Consider the following 21397-nt stretch of genomic DNA (forward strand, 5'->3'; position numbering starts at 1 on the left):
GGCGCTAGGCCGGCTCGACCCCGCGCTCGCGCGCCAGCCGCCTCAGCCGCCGCCCCGCCCGCGCCCCCGCCTGCCCGGCCGCGTCCTGGGGGACGGTCCTCAGCTCGTCGTCCGCCACGACCGTCTCGCCGCCCACGAGCAGGCGGGCCAGCGGCGGCTGCGCGGAGGCCAGCACGAGCGCGCACACCGGGTCGTCCACCGCCGCGGCGAACGGCCCGTCCACCCGCCACAGCGCGATGTCGGCGAGCTTGCCCGGCTCCAGCGTGCCGAGCTCGCGTTCCCGGCCGAGGTTGCGGGCCCCGCCGAGCGTGGCCAGCTCCAGCGCCTGGCGGGCGGTGAGCGCCGCGGGCCCGTTCATCGCCCGCTGGAACAGCAGCGCCTGCCGCATCTCCCCGGCCAGCCCGGTCAGCTCGGCGGAGGAGCTGCCGTCCACGCCGAGCCCGACGTTGGCGCCGCGCCGCAGCATCTCCGACACCCGGGCGACGCCCGCGCCGAGCCGCCCGTTGGACGACGGGCAGTGCGCGGTGCCGGTGCCGGTCTCCGCGAGCCGGCCGATGTCGGCGTCGCTCAGGTGCACGGCGTGCGCCACCCACACGTCGTCGCCGAGCCAGCCCAGCTCCTCCATGTACTCGACCGGCCGCACGCCCGTCTGCTTCAGGCAGAGCTCCTCCTCGTCCAGCGTCTCGGCCAGGTGGGTGTGCAGGCGCACGCCCTTGGACCTGGCCAGCTCCGCCGCGGCGGTCATGAGGTCGGAGCTGACGGAGAACGGCGAGCACGGCGCGACCGCGACGCGCAGCTTCGAGGAGAACGACGGGTCGTGGTAGGCGTCCACGGCCGCGGCGGTGGCGTCGAGGATGGCGTCCAGCGGCTCGACCACCTCGTCGGGCGGCAGCCCGCCCCGTGACCGGCCGCGGTCCATGGAGCCGCGTGCCGGGTGGAAGCGCAGCCCGACCGCGCGGGCGGCCTCGACCTCGGCGGCCAGCAGGTCGCCGCGGCCCCGGGGGAAGAGGTAGTGGTGGTCGCTGGAGGTCGTGCAGCCCGACAGGGCCAGGTGCCCGAGCCCGGCCGTGGCGGCGCCGTGGACGACCTCGGCGTCCATGGCCGCCCACACGGGGTAGAGCGCCACCAGCCACTCGAACAGCGTCGCGTCCTGGGCCAGCCCCTGCGAGGCCCACTGGTACAGGTGGTGGTGGGTGTTGACGAGCCCGGGCGTGGCCAGGCAGCCCGAGCCGTCGATCCGGGTCGCGCCGGGCGCCTCGGGGACCTCGCTCATGGGGCCGACAGCGGCGATCCGGTCGCCGTCCACCAGGACGTACCCGGAGCGCAGCTCGGGCCCGGCGACGGGGGCGACACAGGCGTTCTCGATGAGCAGCCCGCTCACGCGCCCGCCTCTCCCCGCGCCGGGTCCGCCTTGCGTTCCGCCGCGAGGCGCACGGCGTCGAGGATCTTCTCGTAGCCGGTGCAGCGGCACAGGTTGCCGGCCAGGGCCTCGCGGATCTCCGCGTCGGAGGGCCGCGCGACGCGGCTCAGCAGGTCGTGCGCCTGCACGAGCAGCCCGGGCGTGCAGAAGCCGCACTGGACGGCCCCGCACTCCATGAACGCCTCCTGGACGGGGTCCAGCCGCCCGCCCTCGGCCAGGCCCTCGACGGTGCGCACCCGGCGGCCCTGGGCCTGGCCGGCGGCGACCAGGCAGGCGCAGACCGGCGTGCCGTCGAGGTAGACCGTGCAGGAGCCGCACTCGCCCTGCTCGCAGGCGTTCTTGGAGCCGGGCAGGCCCAGCCGCTCGCGCAGCACATACAGCAGGCTCTCGCCCTCCCAGACGTCGTCGGCGCTCTCCTCGCGGCCGTTGACGGTGAACGTGACGCGCATCAGGCGGCCCTCCTTCCCCGGTGGTCGTCCCAGGCCCAGGTCAGCGTGCGGCGGGCCATCACGGCGACGGCGTGCCTGCGGTAGGCGGCGGTGCCGCGCACGTCGTCGATCGGCGCGGCGGCGGCCGCGCACAGCTCGCCGAAGCGCCGCAGGAGCCCGGCGTCGAGGCCCTTCGCCGGACGGCCGGACGGCGAGGGGCCGCCGGCGTCCCAGTCGAGCTCGCCGCTCAGGAAGTCCTCGGCCTCCGGCGCCCGCAACGGCGTGGGCGCGGCCGAGCCGATGCCGGTGCCCACCCGCCGCTCCTGCGGGTGCAGCGCCAGCGCGAACGAGCAGACCGCGATGACCATGGCGTTGCGGGTGCCGACCTTGGAGAAGTACTGCGGGCCGGCGGCCACCGGGACGCGCACGGCCCGGATCAGCTCGTCCGGCTCCAGCGCGGACCGCTTGACGCCCAGGTAGAAGGCGTCCGCCGGGATCGTCCTGATCCCCCGCTCGCGCGACTCGACCTCGACGGCGGCGCCGGCGGCCAGCAACGGCGGGTGGCTGTCGCCCGCGGGCGAGGCCGCGCCCAGGTTGCCGCCGACCGTGCCGCGGTTGCGGATCTGCGGCGAGCCGACGGTCCGCGCCGCCTGCGCGAGCCCCGGCAGCGCGCCGCCCAGCTCGTCGATCACGGTCGCGTACGTGACGCCCGCGCCGAGCCGGCACACGCCGCCGGCCACGGACCACTCCCGCAGCTCTGCCACCCCGGTGAGGTCCAGCAGCGCCTCGGGCCTGCGCACGTCGAAGTTGATCTCGACCATCACGTCGGTGCCGCCCTGCAGGGGCAGGGCGCCGGGCCGCTCGGCCTTGGCGGCCAGCGCCTCCCGCCATGTCGTGGGGCGCAAGAAGTCCATCGCTACTCCCAGGCGAATCCGGGGTCGGGCGCGTCGTCCCGCAGCACGGCGCCCTCGATGAGGCCGTAGGGGCGGTCGGCGGCGTTGAAGACCACGTTGTCGTTGTCGAGGCCGAACGGCGACAGGTCCACGGCGAAGTGGTGCCGGTTCGGCAGCGCCAGCCGGACCTCGCAGATCTCGGGGCACCGCGCCAGGGCCCGCTCCCCCATCGCGTACAGGGTCTGCTGGAGCGAGCGGCTGTGCGTGCCGGCGAACGCCTCCACCAGGTGCTCGCGCACCCGGGTGTACGAGTCGCCGTACGCGGGGGTGTCGCCGGCGTGCCGCCACCGGGCGTGGACGGCGGTGGCCAGCACGCGGTCGGTGGCGGGCGGCAGCGTCGTGTACTCGTCGACCGCGTAGCCGTGGAACTCCGAGCCGGTCGTGTTGAGCAGCACGAGGTCCTTCAGCCCCGACACGACGCTGACGCGGCCGTCGCGGTCGTGGTGGACGACGCAGGTGCGCACCTCGCCGCCCCGGCGCGCGAAGGAGTGGCCGGTGACGGGGACCCGGTCCCAGGCGTACTCCTCGATCTCCACCCGGGCGTGGTGGACGGCCGGCTGGGAGCTGGTGAAGTGCCGGGCCAGCAGCAGCGCGAAGTCCTCGATCTGGTCCACCCCGTGCTTCCTGGCGAAGGCGTACACGGTGTTCTTCTGCGTGTCGGTGGGCAGCACCGCGGTGTTGTCGCCGGTCAGGTGGACGGCCTCCATGTCGCCGGACAGGGAGGTGCTGACGTTGAGGTCCTTGAGGTGGTGGGTCTCGCCGTCCCTGGTGACGCGGACGAGCCTGGTCTCCGCCTTGCCGTAGCGGTTGGGCCCCAGGATGATCGCCATCTAGCTCCCTCGGTAGGTGGAGTACGCGTACGGGCTGAGCAGCAGCGGCACGTGGTGGTGCGCCGAGGGGTCGGTGACGCTGAAGGCGACGACGACCTCCGGGTAGAAGGTGTCGTCCAGGTAGCCGCCGGTGTCGAAGACGACGCGGTTGACGCCGGCCCTGGGGGTCCAGCCCTTGAGGCGGCCGTCCTGGTCGGTGCGGCCCTCGCCCAGCACCTGGCCGTCGTGCTCCAGGCGGACGAGCAGCCCGGCGGCGGGCCGGCCGGTGACCGCGTCGAGCACGTGCGTGGAGAAGCTCATCGGGCCGTCTCCTCCAGGAGGGGGTTCATGGGGTCTCCCCGAGCAGTTTGCGGATCCGCAGGCGGGTGATCGCGGCGAGCTCGCCGCGGACGACGGCCCGCTCGGCCTCCGGCTCGTTGCCCAGCCGGCCGCGCAGCCTGGCCAGCAGCTCGGCGCCGGTCAGGCCGGCGGCGCAGACCAGGTAGACGTGGCCGAAGCGGTCCTCGTAGGCGCGGTTGCCCTCGGCGAGCTCCCGCCGCGTCCCCTCCTCGACCCCGGCCTGCTCCTGGCGCGACCAGGCGGCCTCCCGGCCCGCGCCGGCCGGGCGCTCGCCGATGCGCGGGTGGGCCGCCAGCGCCTCCAGCACGTCCGGCCAGTCCAGCGCGCGCACGGCGGCCTCGGCCGCGTCCAGGAGCCGTTCCGGGTCCCGGTACGGGCGGCCCGCGGCGACAGCCGCGGCGAAGGCGCGGGACGCGCAGCAGGACAGCAGCAGCCGCCGCGCCTCGGCGTCCGGCGCCGCGTCGAACCGGGTCAGCGCGGTGAGCGTCTCGGGCATGCCTGCAGTACACACATGCCCGTCATTCCCGGTCCATCCCCGAGAACTCCGAACCGCGCGACCCGTTGGCCAGGTCTTTTCGTGGCATGCTCCAAGGCGTGTGCGCGGCGGGAACGGTCGGCCGTCCCGCCTAAACTGGTGGCACCATGACCTCACGCTCTCTCATCGGCGGGCACGTCTCCGTCACCGGCGGCCTGGCCAAGGGCGGCCTCGCCTACATGGCCGACATCGGCGCCGAGATGATCCAGGTGTTCGTCACCAACCCCCGTGGCTGGGCGCTGGCCGAGGGCCGGCCCGACCAGGACGCCAAGCTGGCCGAGTCGGGCGTCGACACCTTCGTCCACGTGCCGTACCTCGTGAACTTCGGCTCGCCCAACCCCGAGACGCTGGCCAACTCGATCGCGGTCCTGCGCCACACGCTGCGGCGCGGCGCGGCGATCGGGGCCAAGGGGGTCGTGGTCCACACCGGCTCGGCGGTGTCGCAGCCGCGCGACGACGCCATGCGCCAGCTCCACGAGCACCTGCTGCCGCTGCTGGAGGAGATCCCCGACGGCGGGCCCGACGTGCTGCTGGAGCCGATGGCCGGGCAGGGCGCGATGCTGTGCGCCACGGTCCAGGACATCGAGCCGTACCTCGCGGCGCTCGACTGGCACCCGCGCGCCGGCATCTGCCTCGACACCTGCCACGCCTTCGCCGCCGGCCACGACCTCACGGCCGAGGAGGGGCTGCGGGAGACGTTCGACCAGTTGCACAAGCTGGCCGAGGGGCGGCTGAAGCTGATCCACGCCAACGACTCCAAGGACGCGTGCGGCTCCAAGAAGGACCGCCACGAGAACATCGGGGCCGGGCTGATCGGCAGCGCGCCGTTCGCCGCGCTGATGCGCCATCCGGCGACGGCCGGCGTGCCGATCTGCATCGAGACCCCGGGCAAGGCCGACAAGCACCGGGCCGACATCGAGCTGCTGAAGAGCCTGCGCGACGGCGGCTGATCATCCTGGGGTGGGACGGCTCGTGTGGGGCGCCCGCTAGCGCGATCCAGCGCCCCCGATTGGCGGATCGCGGCCAGAGGCTCGCGGCCCCCTGGCGGGCGCCCCTACACGTGGCCGGCGGACGGGCCCTACCCCCCGGCAAGGGCCCGGCGGCCGTGGTGACCTGGTCGGTCACCGGTGGATCCCGGCGCATCAGGCGTGCGGTGAGCCCCCCGGCTCGTCCCCCGATGCGCCGGGGTGTTGTCCGATGGCGAAACACTACGGTCGCGATCTTCCGGCCGACACCCGCTTTCCGCATGCCTCGATGAACGGTCTGTAGTCATCGCCATACGGAGCGTGGCGGTCGGACGAGCGGTCATCCCGGCGCGACGAACGGTCATCCAAGGGGCTCGCGCTCCGGCGTGAGGGGCGTGAACGACACACGCACACGGCGGCGGCGCGCGGGCATGGCGGGGCCTTCGCGGACGACCGGGCCTTGACCAGGGAAAACCACGGCGTGAGAGCGGGCGCGGGCAGGCGCGAGGGGGCGCACGCGCGGGCGCGGGGCCCGCGCCGTTCACACCCGTCGGCCCGGTACGCGCGCACGCCGCACACACCCCCACGCCCCCTCCGGCGCGGGGCCCCTTCCGGCGGGGCCGGTTAGCCGCCCCGGTGCTGGTGGACGAGCTGCTCCCGCACCTGGCGGCTGTGGCGGCGGCTGACCTTCAGGGTCTCGGTGCCGACGGTCAGCGTCACCCGGCCGCCCTCGAAGCGCATCTCGCTCACGTGCCGCGACGACACGAGCGTGCTGCGGTGGACCCGGATGAAGCCCGCCTCGGCCCAGCGCCGCTCCAGCGCGGCCAGCGACATGCGGACGAGGTAGCTGCCGTCCACGGTGTGCAGCCGCACGTAGTCGCCCTTGGCCTCGGCGAACCAGATCGCCTGCTGGGGCACGAACCGGGTGATGCCGCCCAGCTCGACCGGGATCACGTCGTCGTGACCGGGGTCGACCACGGGGACGGCGGCGGCCTGGAGCCGGCGGACGGCCTCCGACAGGCGCTCGGCGCGCACCGGCTTGAGGAGGTAGTCGACGGCCTCCAGCTCGAACGCCTGCACCGCGCACCGCTCGTGGGCGGTGACGAAGACGAGCTTGGGCGGGCTCGGGAAGCCGCCGACCAGGCGGGCCAGGTCGAGCCCGCTCAGGCCGGGCATCTCGATGTCGAGGAACACCCCGTCGAGCCGCTCGCCCGCCCCGATCATCTGGACCATGTCCTGGAGGGCGGCGACGCCGTCGGACGCGGTCAGCACCTGCTCGACCCGGACGTCCTGGCGGAGCAGGTATGCCAGCTCCTCCAGTGCGGGCAGTTCGTCGTCAACGGCCAGGAGACGCAGCATGACCTCTACGCTGACGCAAGAACGCCAAGGTCACAAGCGATACGCAAACCCAGAGTAAAGATCTGGCCACAATGCGCTAAATTGCGGCATGATCCCCGAGGGTTAAGGGGGCCCTTCGCCCGGCTCCTCCTGATAGGAGTAGCGCTGCTCCCGCCAGGGGTCGGCCACGTTGTGGTAGCCGCGCTCCTCCCAGAAGCCGCGCCGGTCCTCTAACAGGTACTCCACCGCCCGGACCCATTTCACGCTCTTCCACGCGTACAGGTGGGGCACCACCAGGCGCACCGGGAAGCCGCGTTCGGCGCTGAGCGGCTTGCCGTCGAGCTCCATGGCGAACAGCGTGCCGGCGGCGGTGAAGTCGGACATCCGGATGTTGGCGCCGTAGCCGTACTCGGCCCAGATCATCACGTGCCGCACGCCCGGGTCGGGCGGCGCGGCCGCGAGGATGGCGGCCGGGCTCACGCCGCGCCACTCGTTGCCCATGATCGACCACTTGGTGACGCAGTGGAAGTCGGCGAGCACGCTCGTGCGGGGCAGCCGCTCGAACTCGGGCCAGGTGACGCAGTGCTCCTCGCCGGAGGCGGTGGCGCCGAAGACGCGGAAGTCCCAGGTGTCCGGCTTGAAGGAGGGCACCCTGCCGTAGTGGATCACGGGCCGGCCGCGCGGGACGTACTGGCCTGGCGGCAGGCGCGACTGCTCCACGGGCACTCCCCTCGCACGGTCTCGTGGTCCGGAGCCATCCTCCCACCGGGCCGCGGGTGACCCGCGCCCGGGTGCGGTCCCTGTTCCCCGGAGGTGCGCTAGTATTGCGGCCTATGCGCACCGCGTTCCTGTTTTGGTATGGCGACGGACCCGAGTCCGTTCGCCATCTGACGCTGCGCTAGCAGACAGGCGAACGAAAGGCCCCGGGTCCTCACAGGACCCGGGGCCTTTCGTGTTTCCCGGAAGTTTCCCCGACAAGAGCACTTCTCTGACAAGGAGCGAGCAGATGGTCATCGTGATGGGCCCGGAGGCCACGCGGGAGGATGTCGAGTCGATCGTGACGGTCGCGCGGGCGGCGGGGGTCGAGGCGTTCGTGAGCCGGGGCGTGCGGCGCACGATCGTCGGGCTGGTCGGCGACGTCACCCAGCTCGACGCGGCGGGCCTGCGCGGGATGAGCGGCGTCCGGGACGTGATGCGCGTGTCGACCCCGTACAAGCTGGTGAGCAGGGAGAACCATCCGCAGCGCTCGACCGTGCACGTGGGCGGCGTGCCGATCGGGCCCGACACCGTGACGCTGATCGCGGGCCCGTGCGCGGTGGAGACGCCCGAGCAGACGCTGGGCGCGGCCCGGATGGCACAGGAGGCGGGCGCGACGCTGCTGCGCGGCGGCGCCTACAAGCCGCGCACCTCGCCGTACGCCTTCCAGGGGCTCGGCGAAGCCGGCCTGCGGATCCTGGCCGACGTGCGGGAGGAGACGGGCCTGCCCGTCGTGACCGAGGTGGTCGACGCGCACGACGTGGCGCTGGTCGCCTCGTACGCCGACATGCTCCAGGTCGGCACGCGCAACGCGCAGAACTTCGGGCTGCTCCAGGCCGTGGGCGAGGCCGGCAAGCCGGTGATGCTCAAGCGCGGCATGAGCGCCACGATCGAGGAGTGGCTCATGGCCGCCGAGTACATCGCGCAGCGCGGCAACCTCGACATCGTGCTGTGTGAGCGGGGCATCCGCACCTTCGAGACGGCCACCCGCAACACGCTGGACGTCTCGGCCGTGCCGGTCGCGCAGCGCCTGTCGCACCTGCCGGTGATCGTGGACCCGTCGCACTCGGGCGGGCGGCGCGACCTGGTCCTGCCGCTGACGCGCGCCGCCGTGGCCGTGGGCGCCGACGGCGTGATCATCGACGTGCACCCGCAGCCGGAGCTCGCGCTGTGCGACGGCCCGCAGGCGCTGGTGGACGGCGACCTGGACGAGCTGGCGACGGTGATGCGGGACCTGCCGCCGCTGCTCGGCAAGTCGGCCGCGGCGCCCCTGACCGTCTGACGGTCCTTTCCGGCGGCTCGCCACCCAGCGATGCTCTCCCGGTACGGCAGCCCCCGCCACGAGCGGGCACGCGCCGTACCGGCCCCTGGGACACGGCGGGACTTCTCGCTAGAGCGTGTACTCCTGGATGGAGTCGGCGAGCTGGACGGCCAGCTCCTCGGCGTCGAGGCGCTTCTCGATCTGCTTGAGGTCCTCGATCTTGGCCCGGGTCTCGGCCCGCTTGGGGGCGAGGAGGCTGCAGCAGTCCTCGTCGGGCAGCTCGGAGATCTCCAGCGTGCCGATGCGCCGCGCCTCGGCCATGATCTCCGTCTTGTCCCAGCCGACCAGCGGGCGCAGGATCGGCAGGTCGACGGCGTGGTCCTGGGCGGTGATGTTGGCCAGCGTCTGCGAGGAGACCTGGCCCAGCGCGTCGCCGGTGATCAGCGCCGCGGCGCGGATGCGGTGGGCGACCTCCTCGGCCGTCTTGAGCATGAGCCGCCGCTGGGCGATGACCGCGAGCCGGTCCTGGCCGGAGGTGCGGATCGACTGCTGCGCCTTGCCGAACGGCACCACCCACAGCCGCGACTGGCCCTGGAACCGGTCGAGCTTGCGCACCAGCGCGTACGCCTTGTAGATCGACTCGGAGGTGGTGAACGGGATGCCGGAGAAGTGCAGGAAGTCCACGTGCAGGCCGCGCCGCATCATGCGGTAGGCCGCCACCGGCGAGTCGATGCCGCCCGACATGAGCACGAGCGCCCGGCCGCTGCTGCCGACCGGCAGGCCGCCCTGCCCCGGCAGCCCGCCGGTGAAGACGAACACCTCGTCGCGGTCGACCTCGATGTGCACCGTCAGCTCGGGCCGCTTCAGGTCGACCGGCAGGCCGTACTCGTCGTTGATGGCGCCGCCGACGAGCCGGTCGAGCTCGTTGGAGCGCAGCGGGAAGCGCTTGTCGCGGCGGCGGGAGCGCACGGCGAACGGCGCGCGGCGCCGCACCTCGTCGGTGTCGCGCACGAGCTCCAGGCCCGCCTTGAGCACGGTGTCGGGGTCCTTGGCCACGCGCCAGGCGGGGTGGATCCACACCAGCCCGGGGACGTCGGCGACCCGCCGGGCGACGGCCTCGGCCTGCTCGGGGGTCGAGCCCGCCGGCAGGAAGATCGCGACGACGCCGTGCCGCCTGCGTACGTCGAGCTCCAGGCCGAGCTCCTTGAGGGCGTGGCGGATGTTGGCGATCAGGCGCCGCTCGAACAGCTCGCGGTTCTTACCCTTGAGGACGATCTCGCCCAGCTTGAGCAGAACGCACGGCTCGCCCAGGGCGGACATCGTCATGGTGGAACCTCCGGGGAAGACAGGGACGCGCACCGCGGGCGATCCCGCGACCCATCGAGTTTAGTCCGCCGCCGGCCTCCTCTCTTCGGCCGGCGGCGGGCGTGAGGGTCTCTCACGTTATCGACACGCCCGATTGACAGATAGTCGGGGTATCCATGCGAATAGGACAGGACAACTGGCACAATCCGGTGACCCCTAATGCAAGGAACTCCACCGAATGTCTTCCGCTGTTAACCACTTCACCCATGGACCCATCACGCCGATCCTGGCCTACGTGATGTCGTGCATGGGCTCGATGCTCGGACTGCGGCTGACCGTCCAGGCCCGCGCCTCGCGCGGGGCCTCACGGATGCGCTGGCTGCTCGGGGCGGCCGTCTCCATCGGAGGCACGGGCATCTGGGTCATGCACTTCATCGCGATGATGGGCTTCCAGGTCGAAGGCACCCCGATCAGGTTCGACGTGCCCCTCACCGCCGCCTCGGCCGCCGTCGCCATCGTGGTCGTCGGCGCCGGCCTGTTCCTCGTCTCCTACGGCCGCGGGCGGGCGATCGCCCTGCTCGGCGGCGGCCTGCTGACCGGTCTCGGCGTGGCGAGCATGCACTACCTCGGCATGTACGCGATGAACATGTCCGCGCACGTCTCCTACGACCGCGCGACCGTGATCGCCTCCGTGGTCATCGCCGTGGTGGCCGCCACCGCCGCCCTGTGGTTCACCGTGCGGGTCACGCGCCCGATCTGGATCCTCGGCGCCGCCCTGATCATGGGCGTGGCCGTCTCCGGCATGCACTACACCGGCATGTACGCGCTACGGGTCACGGTCGACCCCGAGGCCGCCGTCGTGCCCGGTGCCGACGCGCTCGACTTCCTGGTCCCCCTGATGACCGTGATCAGCCTGATCACGCTGACCATGCTGCTCATGGTCATCCTGTCGCCCTCCGAGCAGGAGATGAGCGAGGACGCCGAGCTCACGCGCCGGCTGGAGATGCGCCGCCGCAACCGGCAGCAGCTCACCGAGACCTCGCTCGCCGAGGCCGCTCCCCTCGCCACCGGCCGGCGCCCGCAGCGGGGGCCGGTGCTCGCCGCCCCCGTCCCCGACGGCTCCATGGCCGGAGCTCCCGGCGCCTTCACCCCCGGGGCGCAGCGGACCCCATACCCCGGACAGCCCTACTCCGGACAGCCGTATCCCGACGGCCAGGCGGCGCCCGGCCAGAACGCGCCCGTCATCCCCTTCCCCGGCCAGACCGGTACGCAGCCCCAGCAGGGCGGCCAGAGCCCGGCCCCCCAGCAGCAACAATCCGGAAAGAGATCACGATCTCGCCGTAGGTAGTTGATTTCGGTCGGCCCGAGCCCCGATACTCCAGGAATTGCCGAGGGGGGCTCATGTCGCCGATCGACCAGTTCTCGCACGGGTTGCTCACGCCCGTCCTCGCCTACGCGATGTCCAGCGTCGGCTCTCTGCTCGGTCTGCTGCTCACCGCCCGGGCCCGCCTGATCGGCGGCAAGGAGGGCCGGTACTGGCTGGTGGGGGCCGCGCTGGCCATCGGCGGCACCGGCATCTGGACCATGCACTTCATCGCGATGACGGGCTTCGCCGTCGAGGGCACCGACATCCACTACGACCTGCCGCTGACCGCCGCCTCCGCGCTGCTCGCCGTCGTGGTGGTGGGCATGGGGCTGTTCCTCGTCTTCCACGGCGGCGAACGCGTCTCGTCCCTCGTCGGCGGCGGCGTCCTGACCGGACTCGGCGTGGCCGGCATGCACTACCTGGGCATGGCCGGGATGCGCATGGCCGGGCACGTCTCCTACGACCCGGTGGTCGTGGGGCTGTCGGTGGTGATCGCGGTCGCGGCGGCGACGGCCGCGCTGTGGTTCGCGCTGCGCGTCCGGGGCGCCCTGCGCACGACCGGCGCCGCCCTGGTCATGGGCGTGGCCGTCTCCGGCATGCACTACACCGGCATGCACGCCATGGCCGTGGAGGTGCACGCGGACGAGACGCCCCTCGGGGGCGCCGCGGCGGGGGACTTCCTGCTGCCGCTCGTCGTCGGCCTGAGCGTGGTGACCGTGGGACTGCTGCTGGCCGTGCTGCTGTCGCCGTCGGAGCGGGAGGTGCTCGCCGAGATGGAGTTCCGGGAGCGCATGCTGAGGGGTGAGAGGGGCGAGCCGGAACCGGATTCGTTCGGCACGCCCCGTGGATGACGCCACCCCCGTGGGACGTCCCCTGGGTACGGCCTGCGTCGCGTAGTGGGCCGCCAACTCGCCGCGGCGCAGGCCGTACCCCGAAGGGGGTCGTCGGCGACCCCCTGGCAGCGAAGGTACGGCCCGCCGCTTGCAGGCGGCTTACAGGCCGCCGAAGGCGCCGCTAGCCGAAGAACACCTCGGCCTCGGCGTACCGCTCCACCGGGACGGTCTTGAGCTCGGAGGTGGCCTCGTCCAGGCCGACGCGCACGATGTCGGTGCCGCGCAGCGCGACCATCGTGCCGAAGTCGCCCTCGTGGGCGGCGTCGATGGCCTGGAGCCCGAACCTGGTGGCCAGCACCCGGTCGAACGCGGTGGGCGTGCCGCCGCGCTGGATGTGGCCGAGCACGGTGGTGCGGGCCTCCTTGCCGGTGCGCTTCTCGATCTCCTTGGCCAGCACCTCGCCGATGCCGCCCAGCCGTACGTGGCCGAACGCGTCGAGCTCGCCGGCCTGCAGCGCCATCTGCCCCTCCAGGGGATGGGCGCCCTCGGCGACCACGAGGATCGGCGAGTAGCGGGTGCGGAAGCGCGACTCGACGTACTCGCAGACCCGGTCGATGTCGAACGGCTTCTCCGGGATGAGGATGACGTTGGCGCCGCCCGCCATGCCGGCGTGCAGCGCGATCCACCCGGCGTGGCGGCCCATGACCTCGCAGATCAGCGCCCGGTGGTGGGACTCGGCGGTCGTGTGGAGCCGGTCGATGGCCTCGGTGGCGATGTTGACGGCCGTGTCGAAGCCGAAGGTGTAGTCGGTGCCGGACAGGTCGTTGTCGATCGTCTTGGGCACGCCCACGACCTTGACGCCGCGCTCGAACAGCTGACGGGCGACGCCCAGCGTGTCCTCGCCGCCGATGGCGATGAGCGCGTCGACGCCGCCCGAGGCGAGGTTGTCCTTGATGCGGTCGACGCCGCCCTCGATCTTGATGGGGTTGGTGCGCGACGATCCGAGGATCGTGCCGCCGCGCGGCAGGATGCCCCGTACGGCCTGGATGTCCAGGGGCATGGTGTCGCCCTCGAGCGGCCCGCGCCAGCCGTCGCGGAAGCCGACGAATTCGTGGCCGTAGACGCTCACGCCCTTGCGGACGACGGCCCTGATGACGGCGTTGAGACCGGGGCAGTCGCCCCCTCCGGTGAGCACTCCAATACGCATGGCGGGTTCCTCCCGATGGGCTTCACACGACCAGGATCGCATTGTGCCCACATCCGCGGGCACTGGTCTAGACCAAACGGGAGCGTACTGATCGGCGACCCGCGCGGCGCGGTATTCCACGAGCGTGTCGGCCCTCCGGGCGAGCCGGAGGGGGCCTGGCGCCCATGCCTGGCACCCCAGGTCATGCCCGTGCCGGGCGCCGACCGAAACCCCGAGCGGGGCTCGGCTCGCGGACCCGATCACCCGGACCGGTAGGTCCCGGCCGACTCCAGGTGGGTCACGGTCGGCGGCCGGGCGCAGATCTCGTTCAGCGCGGCCCGGTAGCGCTGGAAGGAGGGCAGGTGATGGTGGGCGGCCTCGGCCGGACCGCCGTCGGACTCGATGACGGCAACGAACCGGCCGGTGCCCTCCAGGCGGAAGGTCTCGTAACGGAGCCGTGGCGGTCGCGTGCGCTCCAGATCGGCGTAGACCTCGGCCAGCAGGTCGAGGCTGCGATCGACCTGTTCCGGCCGGACGGTGTAACTGATCATCACGCGCATGGCGGGACTCCCTGGAGTAGGACAGGCCGCTTTTGGTCGGACAGCCTGCATTTCGATGAACATGCTGTATTTGGTCGGACGCATTGTCAAGCCAAATGCTAGGCTCACCGGCATGCCTCCCACGCGCAAATACGAGCAGCGACTGCGGGCCAAGGCCGCCGACCAGACCCGGCGGCGCATCCTGGACGCCGTCTACCAGTGCCTGATCGAAGCCCCCTCCGAGCAGGTCGGCATGGACAAGGTCGCCAAGCTCGCCGAGGTGTCCCGCTCGACGATCTACACCGTGTTCGGATCGCGCGCGGGCCTGTTCGACGCGCTCGGCATGGACCTGCTCCACCGCGGAGGCTTCACCGACATGGTCGGCGCCGTCCTGCAACCCGACGCCCGGCGCGGTCTTCGCGACGGCATCACCGGAAACGTGCGCATGTACGCCGCGCACCGCGACGTCCTGCGCGCCCTGTTCTCCATGGCCCACCTCGACGCCGACGCCGTCGGCGGCACCGTCCGCCGCCTGGAGGACGGCCGCGCCCAGGGCATGGACGACCTGGCCCGGCGCCTGCACGACCAAGGCGCGCTCCGCGACGGGCTCACCGCCGGCGACGCCGGCCACCTGCTCTGGCTGCACACCAGCTTCGACGCCTTCGACCTGCTGCACAGCGGACGGTCGCTGCCGGCCGACACCGTCGCCGCCCTGCTGGCCGACGCCGCGGAGCACGCCCTGTGCCGCCCCTCGGACACCCCCTCGTCAACCGGCGGTTGACGTTCGTAGGTCGTCAACCTATGGTTGACGCATGGATCAGATCGTTCGTCTTGGCGAACTCATCACCGCGATCAAGAGCCGTCACCCCGACGGCGACCCGCTGCGGCAGCTCACCGACGCCGTCGTGCTCGGCGAGCAGCTCGGCGAGGTGGCCGACCACCTGATCGGCCATTTCGTCGACCAGGCCCGCCACGCCGGCGCCTCCTGGACCGACATCGGCCGCAGCATGGGCGTGACCAAGCAGGCCGCGCAGAAGCGCTTCGTGCCCAAGGAGACCTCGCTCGCCGAGGACCTGCGCTCGTACGGGCGCTTCACCGAACGCACCCGGGCCGTCATCGTGGCGGCCCAGGCCCTCGCCCGGGACGGCGGGGCGGGCCACATCGAGCCGCAACACCTCGTGCTCGGCCTGCTGAGCGAGCCGCAGTGCCTGGCCGTGCGCGCGATGGACGCCCTCGGCGCGTCGCCCGACACGGTGCGCCAGGCGATGGAGGCCCTCACGTCCTCCGGCGAGGCGCACGGGGACGCCTCCGCGGCCCCCACGCCCCCCGCCGACTCGGAGGAAGCGGCGGGAGCCGCCGGAGGGCCGCCGTTCTCCGCCCTGTCCAGGAAGGCGCTGGAGCTGACGCTGCGGGAGGCGCTGCACCTCGGGCACAACTACGTCGGCACCGAGCACGTGCTGCTGGGCGTGCTCTCGCTCGGCGAGGCCCCGGGGGCGCATCCCGTCGTGACGGTGCTGGAAGGGCTCGGCGTGACCAAGGAAGCGGCGGAGCGCGAGATCAAGGAGCTCCTGGCCGCCATCCTCCGCGACCGCACCTGACCGGCCGTTCCCTCCCCCGAAGAACACCCCGGCGCGGGGCCTACGCCGCGCCGGTCGGGGCCGGGGTGGGGGTCGGGAGGAGGCGGGGGCCGGGGGCCGGCCCCCGGGTGATCCGGTGCAGGAGGGCGTGCAGGCCGAGGGAGGTGCGGGGCGGCCCCGGCGTCCGCCAGCGGGGGCACGGGCCCTCGCAGCGGATCAGCCTCCCGTACAGGCCGATGCGGGTGCGGCCCGGGCCTGGGTGGAGGAAGGCCAGGTCCGCGCCGTCCCGACCCGCGCGCGTCAGGGCGGCGCGCATCTCCGGCGACCAGTACGCGTCCCACCCGGGCGACACCACCGCCAGCGCGCCGCGCAACGCGCCGAGGGTGAGGTCCACGCTGGTCAGGTACGCCAGAGGCGCGCCGCTCCGCTCGGCCAGGGCGACGGCGCGCCGCTCGTAGGCGGTGAAGAAGTCCGCGCCCGTCCCGTCGTAGGGCCGGTCGAACGTCACCTTCGGCGCCCGCGTCCCGCCCTCCGCGAGGTCCCGTCCTCCCCACCGGTTGTGGGCCTGCCAGGTGGTGACGGCGTTGACGAGCACCACGCGGCCACGCGCCGACGAGGAGCGCACGGTGATCGGCACGTACCGGGCGCCGCCCGTGGACGCGTCCAGCCGGACCAGGTAGACCCCCTCCCGCCAGCCGGTGGTGTCCACGGTCAGCGACGGCTTCCAGTGGGCGGCCGTCACCATGCCCCCGACCGTGAGCGGCCCGGCCTGCCGCGTCCCCGGGACGTTCCCCGACCGCCACACCAGCTCGGGCCGGGCGCCCATGCGGAAGGCGCGCGCGGTGAAGCCGGGCGCGGTCGTGGACACCAGCAGCCGGAACCGCTCACCCGGCAGCACGCTGACCCGGTCGGCGTACCCCTCGATCTCGTGCTCGCCGCCCTCGGCGCCGATGCGCCACGCGGCCCGCCGGACCTGGCGGACCTGCCGTCGTCCGGGGACCGGCCCGGCGGCCCCGGCGCCCGTCCCCGGGTCCGCGCCCTTGTCCGCGACCGTCCCCCGGCCTGCTTCCGGGCTCGGCCCCGCCGCGGTCGGGGGCACGGCACCGGCGGCGGTCGGGGATGGGGCGGCGGCGGGCGTGGGACGCGATCCGGGCGGCACGGCGGCGGCGCCGCAGCCGGCGACCGGCGCGAGGGCCAGCGTCAGGGCGAGCCCGGCCGCCGGCAGCCTGAGCGTCCGCGGAGGGCGCGACGGGACCCGGCGGGACGAGGGCGCCGCAGCGCCCGGGGAGGTACGCACGGAACCCCATCGTCACGACGCCGCCCCCGACAGCCGGCCACTTGACCGACTCCTTACGGCCCCACGGCCCACCCGCGACCCGTCACGCGCGTGTGCCGCCGCGACCCGTCACGACGCGTGTGCCGCCGCGGCCCGTCACACCGGCAGGACGCAGCCCGGGCTCTCCACCCGGTACGTCTCCCCCGTCGGCGCCGGCACCCCGTCCTCCAGCGCGAACACCGTCACCACGTCCGCGTGCTGGTTGGCCACGTACATCCGGTCGCCGTCGACGGCGAAGTGGCGCGGCCAGGCGCCGCCGGACGGCACCTCCGCCACCGTCGTCAGGTCCTCGGCCCGCAGCACGGAGATCGTGTCCGGCCCCCGGTTGGCCACGTAGACGTGCTCGCCGTGCACCTCCAGGTGGGACGGCTGGTTGCCGGAGCCCGCCCGCGAGGCCAGGCCCGTGAACCGCGCGTCGCCGTCGATGGCGGTGACCACCCCGTCGAGCTCCCCCACCACGTACAGCCGCGACCCGGCGAAGGCCATGTGGCGCGGGCCGGTGCCGGGCGGCAGGCGCAGCGGCTCCAGGGGCTCGCCGTCGAGCGTGTAGCGGCGGATCTCGTCGGTGCCGAGGTCGCTGATGTGCAGGACGTCCTCGTGGAAGACCGCCTGGTGGGCGTGCGGGCCCTCCTGGCGGTCGGCGACGGGGCCGGACCCCTTGTGGCGCAGGGCGATCGCCTGGCCGGTGAAGGCGCCCCGCTCGTCCAGGCGGTGGATGCTCGCGGTGCCGTCGCCGTAGTTGGCGACGGCGAGCAGCGCGCCGGACGGGTGGACGGCCACGTGGCACGGCGTGTGCCCCTCGCTGGGGCGTTCGGCCAGCGGCGACAGGCCGTTCCCGGCGCGCAGCGCGGTGATCCACCCCTGCGCCAGCTCGCCCACCGCGTACAGCACCGGAAGGGCGGGGTGGGCGGCCAGGAAGGACGGCGAGGCGATGCGGGTCAGCTCGCCGTCACCCGTGACGATGCCCGGGCCGTATCCGCCGATGTACAGGTGCTTCACGACAAGCGTCCTCTCATGGTTGACTGGAGCAATGAATTCATTGACCCAAGCAAGGGTTTCTGAGATCAGAGCCTTCAACCGGTTCTATACGAAGGTGATCGGCGTTCTCCAGGCCGGGATGCACGACTCCGCGTACTCCCTCACCGAGGCGAGGGTCCTGTACGAGCTGGCGCACCACGGCGAGCCGATGGAGACCGGCGACCTGCGCGGGCTGCTCGGGCTCGACGCGGGCTACCTCAGCCGCATCCTGTCGCGGCTGGAGGGCGACGGCCTGCTGGCGCGCGAGCGCTCGCCCGGCGACGCGCGCAAGCAGGTCGTACGGCTGAGCGAGACCGGCGTCGCCACGTACCGGCACCTGGACGCCCTGTCGGCCGAGGAGATCGAGCAGCTCCTGGCCGCCCTGCCCGAGGCCGGGCAGGAGCGGCTGGTGAGCGCGATGGCCACGATCAGGGAGCTGATCGGCGGCGAGCGGGAGCGCGAGCCGTTCGTCATCAGGGCGCCGCGCGTCGGCGACCTCGGCTGGGCCGTCCAGCGGCACGGCGACCTCTACAGCCGCGAGTACGGCTGGGGCCTCGCGTTCGAGCAGCTCGTGGCCCGGCTCATGGGCGAGCTGGACTTCGCGGGCCGCGACACGGGCTGGATCGCCGAGGCCGGCGGCGAGCGGCTGGGCTGCGTGTTCTTCGAGCACGTGGACGACGGCACCGCCAAGCTGCGGATGCTGCTCGTCGAGCCGTCCGCCCGGGGGCTCGGCCTCGGGCGGCGGCTGGTCGAGGAGTGCGTGCGCCACGCCCGCGCGGGCGGCTACAAGCGGATCACGCTGTGGACCCGCGAGTGCCTGGACAGCGCCCGGCGCATCTACGCGCGCGTGGGGTTCGTGCACGAGTCCAGCGAGAGGGGCGTCGAGAACGGCGTCGAGGTGGTGGACGAGATCTGGACGCTCGACCTGTGAGTCAGCGCCCGCGGCGCCGGCCCGGCCACCAGTTGAGCGGCCCGGCCAGGCGCATCAGGCTGGGCACGAGCACCGCCCGGATCACCGTCGCGTCCACCAGCACCGCCACCGCCATGCCGACGCCGAGCATCTGCACGAACGTCACCTCCGCCGTGGCGTACGCGGCGAAGGACAGCGCCAGGATGCCGCCCGCCGCGGTGATCAGCGGGGCGCCCCGCTGGAGCCCGGCCGCCACGGCCCGCGTGGTGTCGCCCGTCCTCGCGTACTCCTCCTCGATCCTGGACAGCAGGAACACCTCGTAGTCCATGGACAGGCCGTAGGCCACGCACAGCATGAGGATGGGGATGCTCGGGTCGAGGCTGCCGGTGGGCGTGAAGCCGAGCAGGCCCGCCAGGTGCCCGTCCTGGTAGACCCAGACGAGCGCGCCGAACATCACGCCGAGGCTGAGCAGGTTCAGCGCGCTCGCCTTGACCGGGATGAGCAGGCTGCGGGTCATGGCGAGCAGCAGCACGAACGTGACGCCCAGCATCAGCCCGAGGACCAGCGGCAGCCGGCCGACGACCGAGGCCCGGTAGTCGGCCAGCTCCGCCGGATAGCCGCCCACCAGCACCGGGAACGGCGGCCGGACGGCCCGCACGGCCGCGACCAGCCGCACCGGATCGCCGGCCAGCGCCTCGGCCGAGGGCACCACCGACAGCCAGGTACCGTTTGTGCCGCTTGTGCCGCTTGTGCCGCCTGTCCCGCTTGTCCCGCTTGTGCCGCTTGTGCCGCTTGTGCCGCTTGTGCCGCTTGTGCCGCTTGTGCCGCCTGTGCCGGCCCGGCCGGCGAACCGGGCCGGGTCGCCCGCGCCGACGCGCCGCCCGGCCGCGTATGAGCCGGCCGCGGAGTCGACCTGGGCCACCCCGGGCAGCCGCGACAGAGCCACCGCGTAGGCGTCCACCGGCCCGCCGCCACCCCGGACGGCCGCGGAAGCGTCCGCCCCGCCGCCACCCTGAACGGCCGCGGAGCCGTCCGCCGGCCCTGCGGCCGCCCGGGAGACGACCTGGATGGCGTCGGTCTCCTCGGCGGGGAAGCCCTGCCGGATGACCTCCTGCGTCTGCCGGGCCGGGGCGGAGACCGGCAGGATCCGGTCGTCGGCCACCCCGAACCGCAGCCCGAGGAACGGCGAGGCGAGCAGGAGCAGCAGCCCGGCCGCCAGGCCCCCGAAGACCAGCGGCCGGCGCATGACCCGCGTCGCGAGCCCGTGCCAGAACCCGCCCTCCCGCTCCGGCGCGGCCCGCCTCGGCAGCAGCGCCCCGCCTGCGGAGGCGAGGACGGCCGGCAGCACGAGCACGGCGGCGACCGTCCCGCCGAGCACCACCGCGATGCCCGCGTACGCGAACGAGCGCAGGAACCCGAACGGCAGCGCGAAGAGCACCGCCAGCGAGGCGGCCACGGTGAGCCCGCTGAACAGCACGGTGCGCCCCGCGTGCTCGACGGCCGCGGCCACGGCCTCCACCCGGTCGAGCCCGCGCCGCGTCTCCTCGCGGAAGCGCGCGATCATGAACAGGCAGTAGTCGACGCCGAGCCCGAGGCCCATCGCCAGCGTCAGGTTAAGGGCGAAGGTGGAGATCTCGGCGAACGCCAGCACCCCGCGCAACAGGGCCAGCCCGACGACCATGGCGTACACCCCGGCCAGGATCGGCACCAGGGCGGCGGCGACCCGCCGCTGGTAGAGCCAGAGCAGGACGAACACCAGCGGGAAGACGACCATCTCCGCGCGGACGAAGTCCTGGCGGGCCAGCGGCACGGTCTGGCGGAACACCTCCTCGCCCCCTCCGGCCCGCACCTGGAGGAGCGCGTCGCCCCGCGTGATGTCGGGGACCAGGCGGGGCAGCACGACCTGCCGGACGTGGCCGGCGTCACCGGGGACGCGCGCGACGATCAGCGCGTGCCGCCGGTCCTCGCTGCGCAGGGTGGCGGAGCCGCCCCGGGTCCAGTACGAGGCGGCCTCGGCGACGCCCTCCGCGGCGGCGACCCGGGCGGTCAGCCGGCGGCCCGCCTCGGCGACGGCGGCGTCGTCCACGGTGCCCGTCCGCGCCGTGACGAGGAAGACCAGGTCGGGGCTTCCGGTGCCGAACCGGGCGGCCAGCTCGGCCTGGGCCCGGTCGGACTCGGATCCGGGAGCGTCGAACCGGGCCAGCGACAGGCGCGGCACCGCGCCGGCCGCGAGCGCCGCGGCGGCCACGAACAGGGCCAGGGCGAGGGCGAGCACGGCGCGGCGCCGCCGGGCGAGGAGGCGGCCGAGCCGGCGCAGGGGCGGCCCGTCCCCGGGCGCGGCCGGCGCGGGTCCGGTGTCCGGGACCACGGGCGCGGTCGGGTTGGTCATGCGGGCTCCCCGGAAAAGTCGGTAATCTACTCGTGTTCTGTCCTACGAGGCTCAGGAATACAAGTAAATGCTCGCATTTGTCAACGCGGGATGCCGTCGCGTCCGGAGGCCGTC

General features: G+C 73.5%; 21 protein-coding genes. 7 read left to right on the forward strand and 14 right to left on the reverse strand.

Annotated elements, in window-relative coordinates; translation table 11 throughout:
* Positions 1–4 precede the first annotated feature (4 nt).
* From HD595_RS02505 to uraD, 6 genes are read right to left on the reverse strand one after another with little or no spacing between them, the layout of a single operon-like run.
* On the reverse strand, positions 5–1381 hold the full coding sequence (locus HD595_RS02505; protein WP_253765357.1) for an 8-oxoguanine deaminase: 1377 nt from the start codon (positions 1379–1381) through the stop codon (positions 5–7).
* A complete protein-coding gene (locus HD595_RS02510; RefSeq protein ID WP_253765358.1) occupies positions 1378–1869 on the reverse strand; it encodes a (2Fe-2S)-binding protein in 492 nt (163 codons plus the stop codon). The genes HD595_RS02505 and HD595_RS02510 overlap by 4 nt, the downstream gene beginning before the upstream one ends.
* Positions 1869–2762, reverse strand: a complete 894-nt coding sequence (locus tag HD595_RS02515; protein ID WP_253765359.1) for an FAD binding domain-containing protein — start codon at positions 2760–2762, stop codon at positions 1869–1871. The genes HD595_RS02510 and HD595_RS02515 overlap by 1 nt, the downstream gene beginning before the upstream one ends.
* 2 nt (positions 2763–2764) lie before the next feature.
* Positions 2765–3631 (reverse strand): factor-independent urate hydroxylase, encoded by an 867-nt coding sequence (pucL, locus tag HD595_RS02520; protein ID WP_253765360.1) that lies wholly within the window; start codon positions 3629–3631, stop codon positions 2765–2767.
* The gene (uraH, locus tag HD595_RS02525; RefSeq protein ID WP_253765361.1) at positions 3632–3931 is read right to left on the reverse strand and encodes a hydroxyisourate hydrolase; all 300 of its coding nucleotides are present in this window, start codon (positions 3929–3931) and stop codon (positions 3632–3634) included.
* 25 nt (positions 3932–3956) lie between these two features.
* Positions 3957–4466, reverse strand: a complete 510-nt coding sequence (gene uraD, locus HD595_RS02530; protein ID WP_253765362.1) for a 2-oxo-4-hydroxy-4-carboxy-5-ureidoimidazoline decarboxylase — start codon at positions 4464–4466, stop codon at positions 3957–3959.
* 146 nt (positions 4467–4612) lie between these two features.
* Between uraD and HD595_RS02535 the strand changes: the two genes are divergently transcribed.
* Entirely contained in the window at positions 4613–5455 is an 843-nt protein-coding gene (locus tag HD595_RS02535) for a deoxyribonuclease IV (protein WP_253765363.1), read from the forward strand.
* Positions 5456–6094: 639 nt separating this feature from the next.
* Here the strand turns inward: HD595_RS02535 and HD595_RS02540 are convergent.
* On the reverse strand, positions 6095–6829 hold the full coding sequence (locus tag HD595_RS02540; RefSeq protein WP_253765364.1) for a LytR/AlgR family response regulator transcription factor: 735 nt from the start codon (positions 6827–6829) through the stop codon (positions 6095–6097).
* A 102-nt stretch (positions 6830–6931) separates the two neighbouring features.
* A complete protein-coding gene (locus HD595_RS02545; protein ID WP_253765365.1) occupies positions 6932–7528 on the reverse strand; it encodes a molybdopterin-dependent oxidoreductase in 597 nt (198 codons plus the stop codon).
* Positions 7529–7814: 286 nt separating this feature from the next.
* On the opposite strand from HD595_RS02545, the gene aroF reads away from it, so the two are divergent.
* Positions 7815–8846, forward strand: a complete 1032-nt coding sequence (gene aroF / locus HD595_RS02550; RefSeq protein ID WP_253765366.1) for a 3-deoxy-7-phosphoheptulonate synthase — start codon at positions 7815–7817, stop codon at positions 8844–8846.
* A gap of 108 nt (positions 8847–8954) precedes the next feature.
* Here aroF and thiI read toward each other — a convergent pair whose 3' ends face one another.
* Positions 8955–10151: a tRNA uracil 4-sulfurtransferase ThiI gene (thiI, locus tag HD595_RS02555; RefSeq protein WP_175599430.1), complete on the reverse strand. Its 1197-nt coding sequence runs from the start codon at positions 10149–10151 to the stop codon at positions 8955–8957.
* Positions 10152–10368: 217 nt separating this feature from the next.
* Between thiI and HD595_RS02560 the strand changes: the two genes are divergently transcribed.
* Positions 10369–11478: an MHYT domain-containing protein gene (locus HD595_RS02560; RefSeq protein ID WP_253765367.1), complete on the forward strand. Its 1110-nt coding sequence runs from the start codon at positions 10369–10371 to the stop codon at positions 11476–11478.
* Between the two features lie 53 nt (positions 11479–11531).
* On the forward strand, positions 11532–12347 hold the full coding sequence (locus tag HD595_RS02565) for an MHYT domain-containing protein (protein WP_253765368.1): 816 nt from the start codon (positions 11532–11534) through the stop codon (positions 12345–12347).
* Between the two features lie 163 nt (positions 12348–12510).
* Here the strand turns inward: HD595_RS02565 and HD595_RS02570 are convergent, their stop codons facing one another.
* Both HD595_RS02570 and HD595_RS02575 read right to left on the reverse strand, forming a co-directional pair.
* Complete coding sequence (locus HD595_RS02570; protein ID WP_253765369.1) at positions 12511–13536, reverse strand: 6-phosphofructokinase; 1026 nt, start codon at positions 13534–13536, stop codon at positions 12511–12513.
* A 239-nt stretch (positions 13537–13775) separates the two neighbouring features.
* Positions 13776–14075, reverse strand: coding sequence for a putative quinol monooxygenase (locus HD595_RS02575; protein WP_253765370.1), 300 nt, complete (start codon positions 14073–14075; stop codon positions 13776–13778).
* A gap of 112 nt (positions 14076–14187) precedes the next feature.
* Between HD595_RS02575 and HD595_RS02580 the strand changes: the two genes are divergently transcribed.
* Both HD595_RS02580 and HD595_RS02585 read left to right on the forward strand, forming a co-directional pair.
* Positions 14188–14835 (forward strand): TetR/AcrR family transcriptional regulator, encoded by a 648-nt coding sequence (locus HD595_RS02580; protein ID WP_253765371.1) that lies wholly within the window; start codon positions 14188–14190, stop codon positions 14833–14835.
* A 31-nt stretch (positions 14836–14866) separates the two neighbouring features.
* Positions 14867–15652, forward strand: coding sequence for a Clp protease N-terminal domain-containing protein (locus tag HD595_RS02585; protein ID WP_253765372.1), 786 nt, complete (start codon positions 14867–14869; stop codon positions 15650–15652).
* Positions 15653–15692: 40 nt separating this feature from the next.
* Here the strand turns inward: HD595_RS02585 and HD595_RS02590 are convergent, their stop codons facing one another.
* The gene (locus tag HD595_RS02590; protein ID WP_253765373.1) at positions 15693–16928 is read right to left on the reverse strand and encodes a N,N-dimethylformamidase beta subunit family domain-containing protein; all 1236 of its coding nucleotides are present in this window, start codon (positions 16926–16928) and stop codon (positions 15693–15695) included.
* 135 nt (positions 16929–17063) lie between these two features.
* Complete coding sequence (locus tag HD595_RS02595; RefSeq protein ID WP_253765374.1) at positions 17064–17966, reverse strand: lactonase family protein; 903 nt, start codon at positions 17964–17966, stop codon at positions 17064–17066.
* A gap of 94 nt (positions 17967–18060) precedes the next feature.
* Here HD595_RS02595 and HD595_RS02600 point away from each other — a divergent pair, with 94 nt between their 5' ends.
* Complete coding sequence (locus HD595_RS02600) at positions 18061–18915, forward strand: bifunctional helix-turn-helix transcriptional regulator/GNAT family N-acetyltransferase (protein WP_253765375.1); 855 nt, start codon at positions 18061–18063, stop codon at positions 18913–18915.
* Position 18916: 1 nt separating this feature from the next.
* On the opposite strand, the gene HD595_RS02605 is transcribed toward HD595_RS02600, so the two are convergent.
* Positions 18917–21283: an MMPL family transporter gene (locus HD595_RS02605; protein ID WP_253765376.1), complete on the reverse strand. Its 2367-nt coding sequence runs from the start codon at positions 21281–21283 to the stop codon at positions 18917–18919.
* Positions 21284–21397: the final 114 nt, after the last annotated feature.

The sequence above is a fragment of the Nonomuraea roseoviolacea subsp. carminata genome, from assembly GCF_024172185.1.
GTDB lineage: Bacteria > Actinomycetota > Actinomycetes > Streptosporangiales > Streptosporangiaceae > Nonomuraea > Nonomuraea roseoviolacea.

Coding starts and splice junctions, on each gene's coding strand:
- pucL (WP_253765360.1), bottom strand. CDS start 3,631: ATGGCGATCATCCTGGGGCCCAACCGCTACGGCAAGGCGGAGACCAGG.
- HD595_RS02580 (WP_253765371.1), top strand. CDS start 14,188: ATGCCTCCCACGCGCAAATACGAGCAGCGACTGCGGGCCAAGGCCGCC.
- HD595_RS02560 (WP_253765367.1), top strand. CDS start 10,369: ATGTCTTCCGCTGTTAACCACTTCACCCATGGACCCATCACGCCGATC.
- HD595_RS02510 (WP_253765358.1), bottom strand. CDS start 1,869: ATGCGCGTCACGTTCACCGTCAACGGCCGCGAGGAGAGCGCCGACGAC.
- thiI (WP_175599430.1), bottom strand. CDS start 10,151: ATGACGATGTCCGCCCTGGGCGAGCCGTGCGTTCTGCTCAAGCTGGGC.
- HD595_RS02570 (WP_253765369.1), bottom strand. CDS start 13,536: ATGCGTATTGGAGTGCTCACCGGAGGGGGCGACTGCCCCGGTCTCAAC.
- aroF (WP_253765366.1), top strand. CDS start 7,815: ATGGTCATCGTGATGGGCCCGGAGGCCACGCGGGAGGATGTCGAGTCG.
- HD595_RS02515 (WP_253765359.1), bottom strand. CDS start 2,762: ATGGACTTCTTGCGCCCCACGACATGGCGGGAGGCGCTGGCCGCCAAG.
- HD595_RS02535 (WP_253765363.1), top strand. CDS start 4,613: ATGACCTCACGCTCTCTCATCGGCGGGCACGTCTCCGTCACCGGCGGC.
- HD595_RS02585 (WP_253765372.1), top strand. CDS start 14,867: ATGGATCAGATCGTTCGTCTTGGCGAACTCATCACCGCGATCAAGAGC.
- HD595_RS02605 (WP_253765376.1), bottom strand. CDS start 21,283: ATGACCAACCCGACCGCGCCCGTGGTCCCGGACACCGGACCCGCGCCG.
- uraH (WP_253765361.1), bottom strand. CDS start 3,931: ATGAGCTTCTCCACGCACGTGCTCGACGCGGTCACCGGCCGGCCCGCC.
- HD595_RS02575 (WP_253765370.1), bottom strand. CDS start 14,075: ATGCGCGTGATGATCAGTTACACCGTCCGGCCGGAACAGGTCGATCGC.
- HD595_RS02565 (WP_253765368.1), top strand. CDS start 11,532: ATGTCGCCGATCGACCAGTTCTCGCACGGGTTGCTCACGCCCGTCCTC.
- HD595_RS02540 (WP_253765364.1), bottom strand. CDS start 6,829: ATGCTGCGTCTCCTGGCCGTTGACGACGAACTGCCCGCACTGGAGGAG.
- uraD (WP_253765362.1), bottom strand. CDS start 4,466: ATGCCCGAGACGCTCACCGCGCTGACCCGGTTCGACGCGGCGCCGGAC.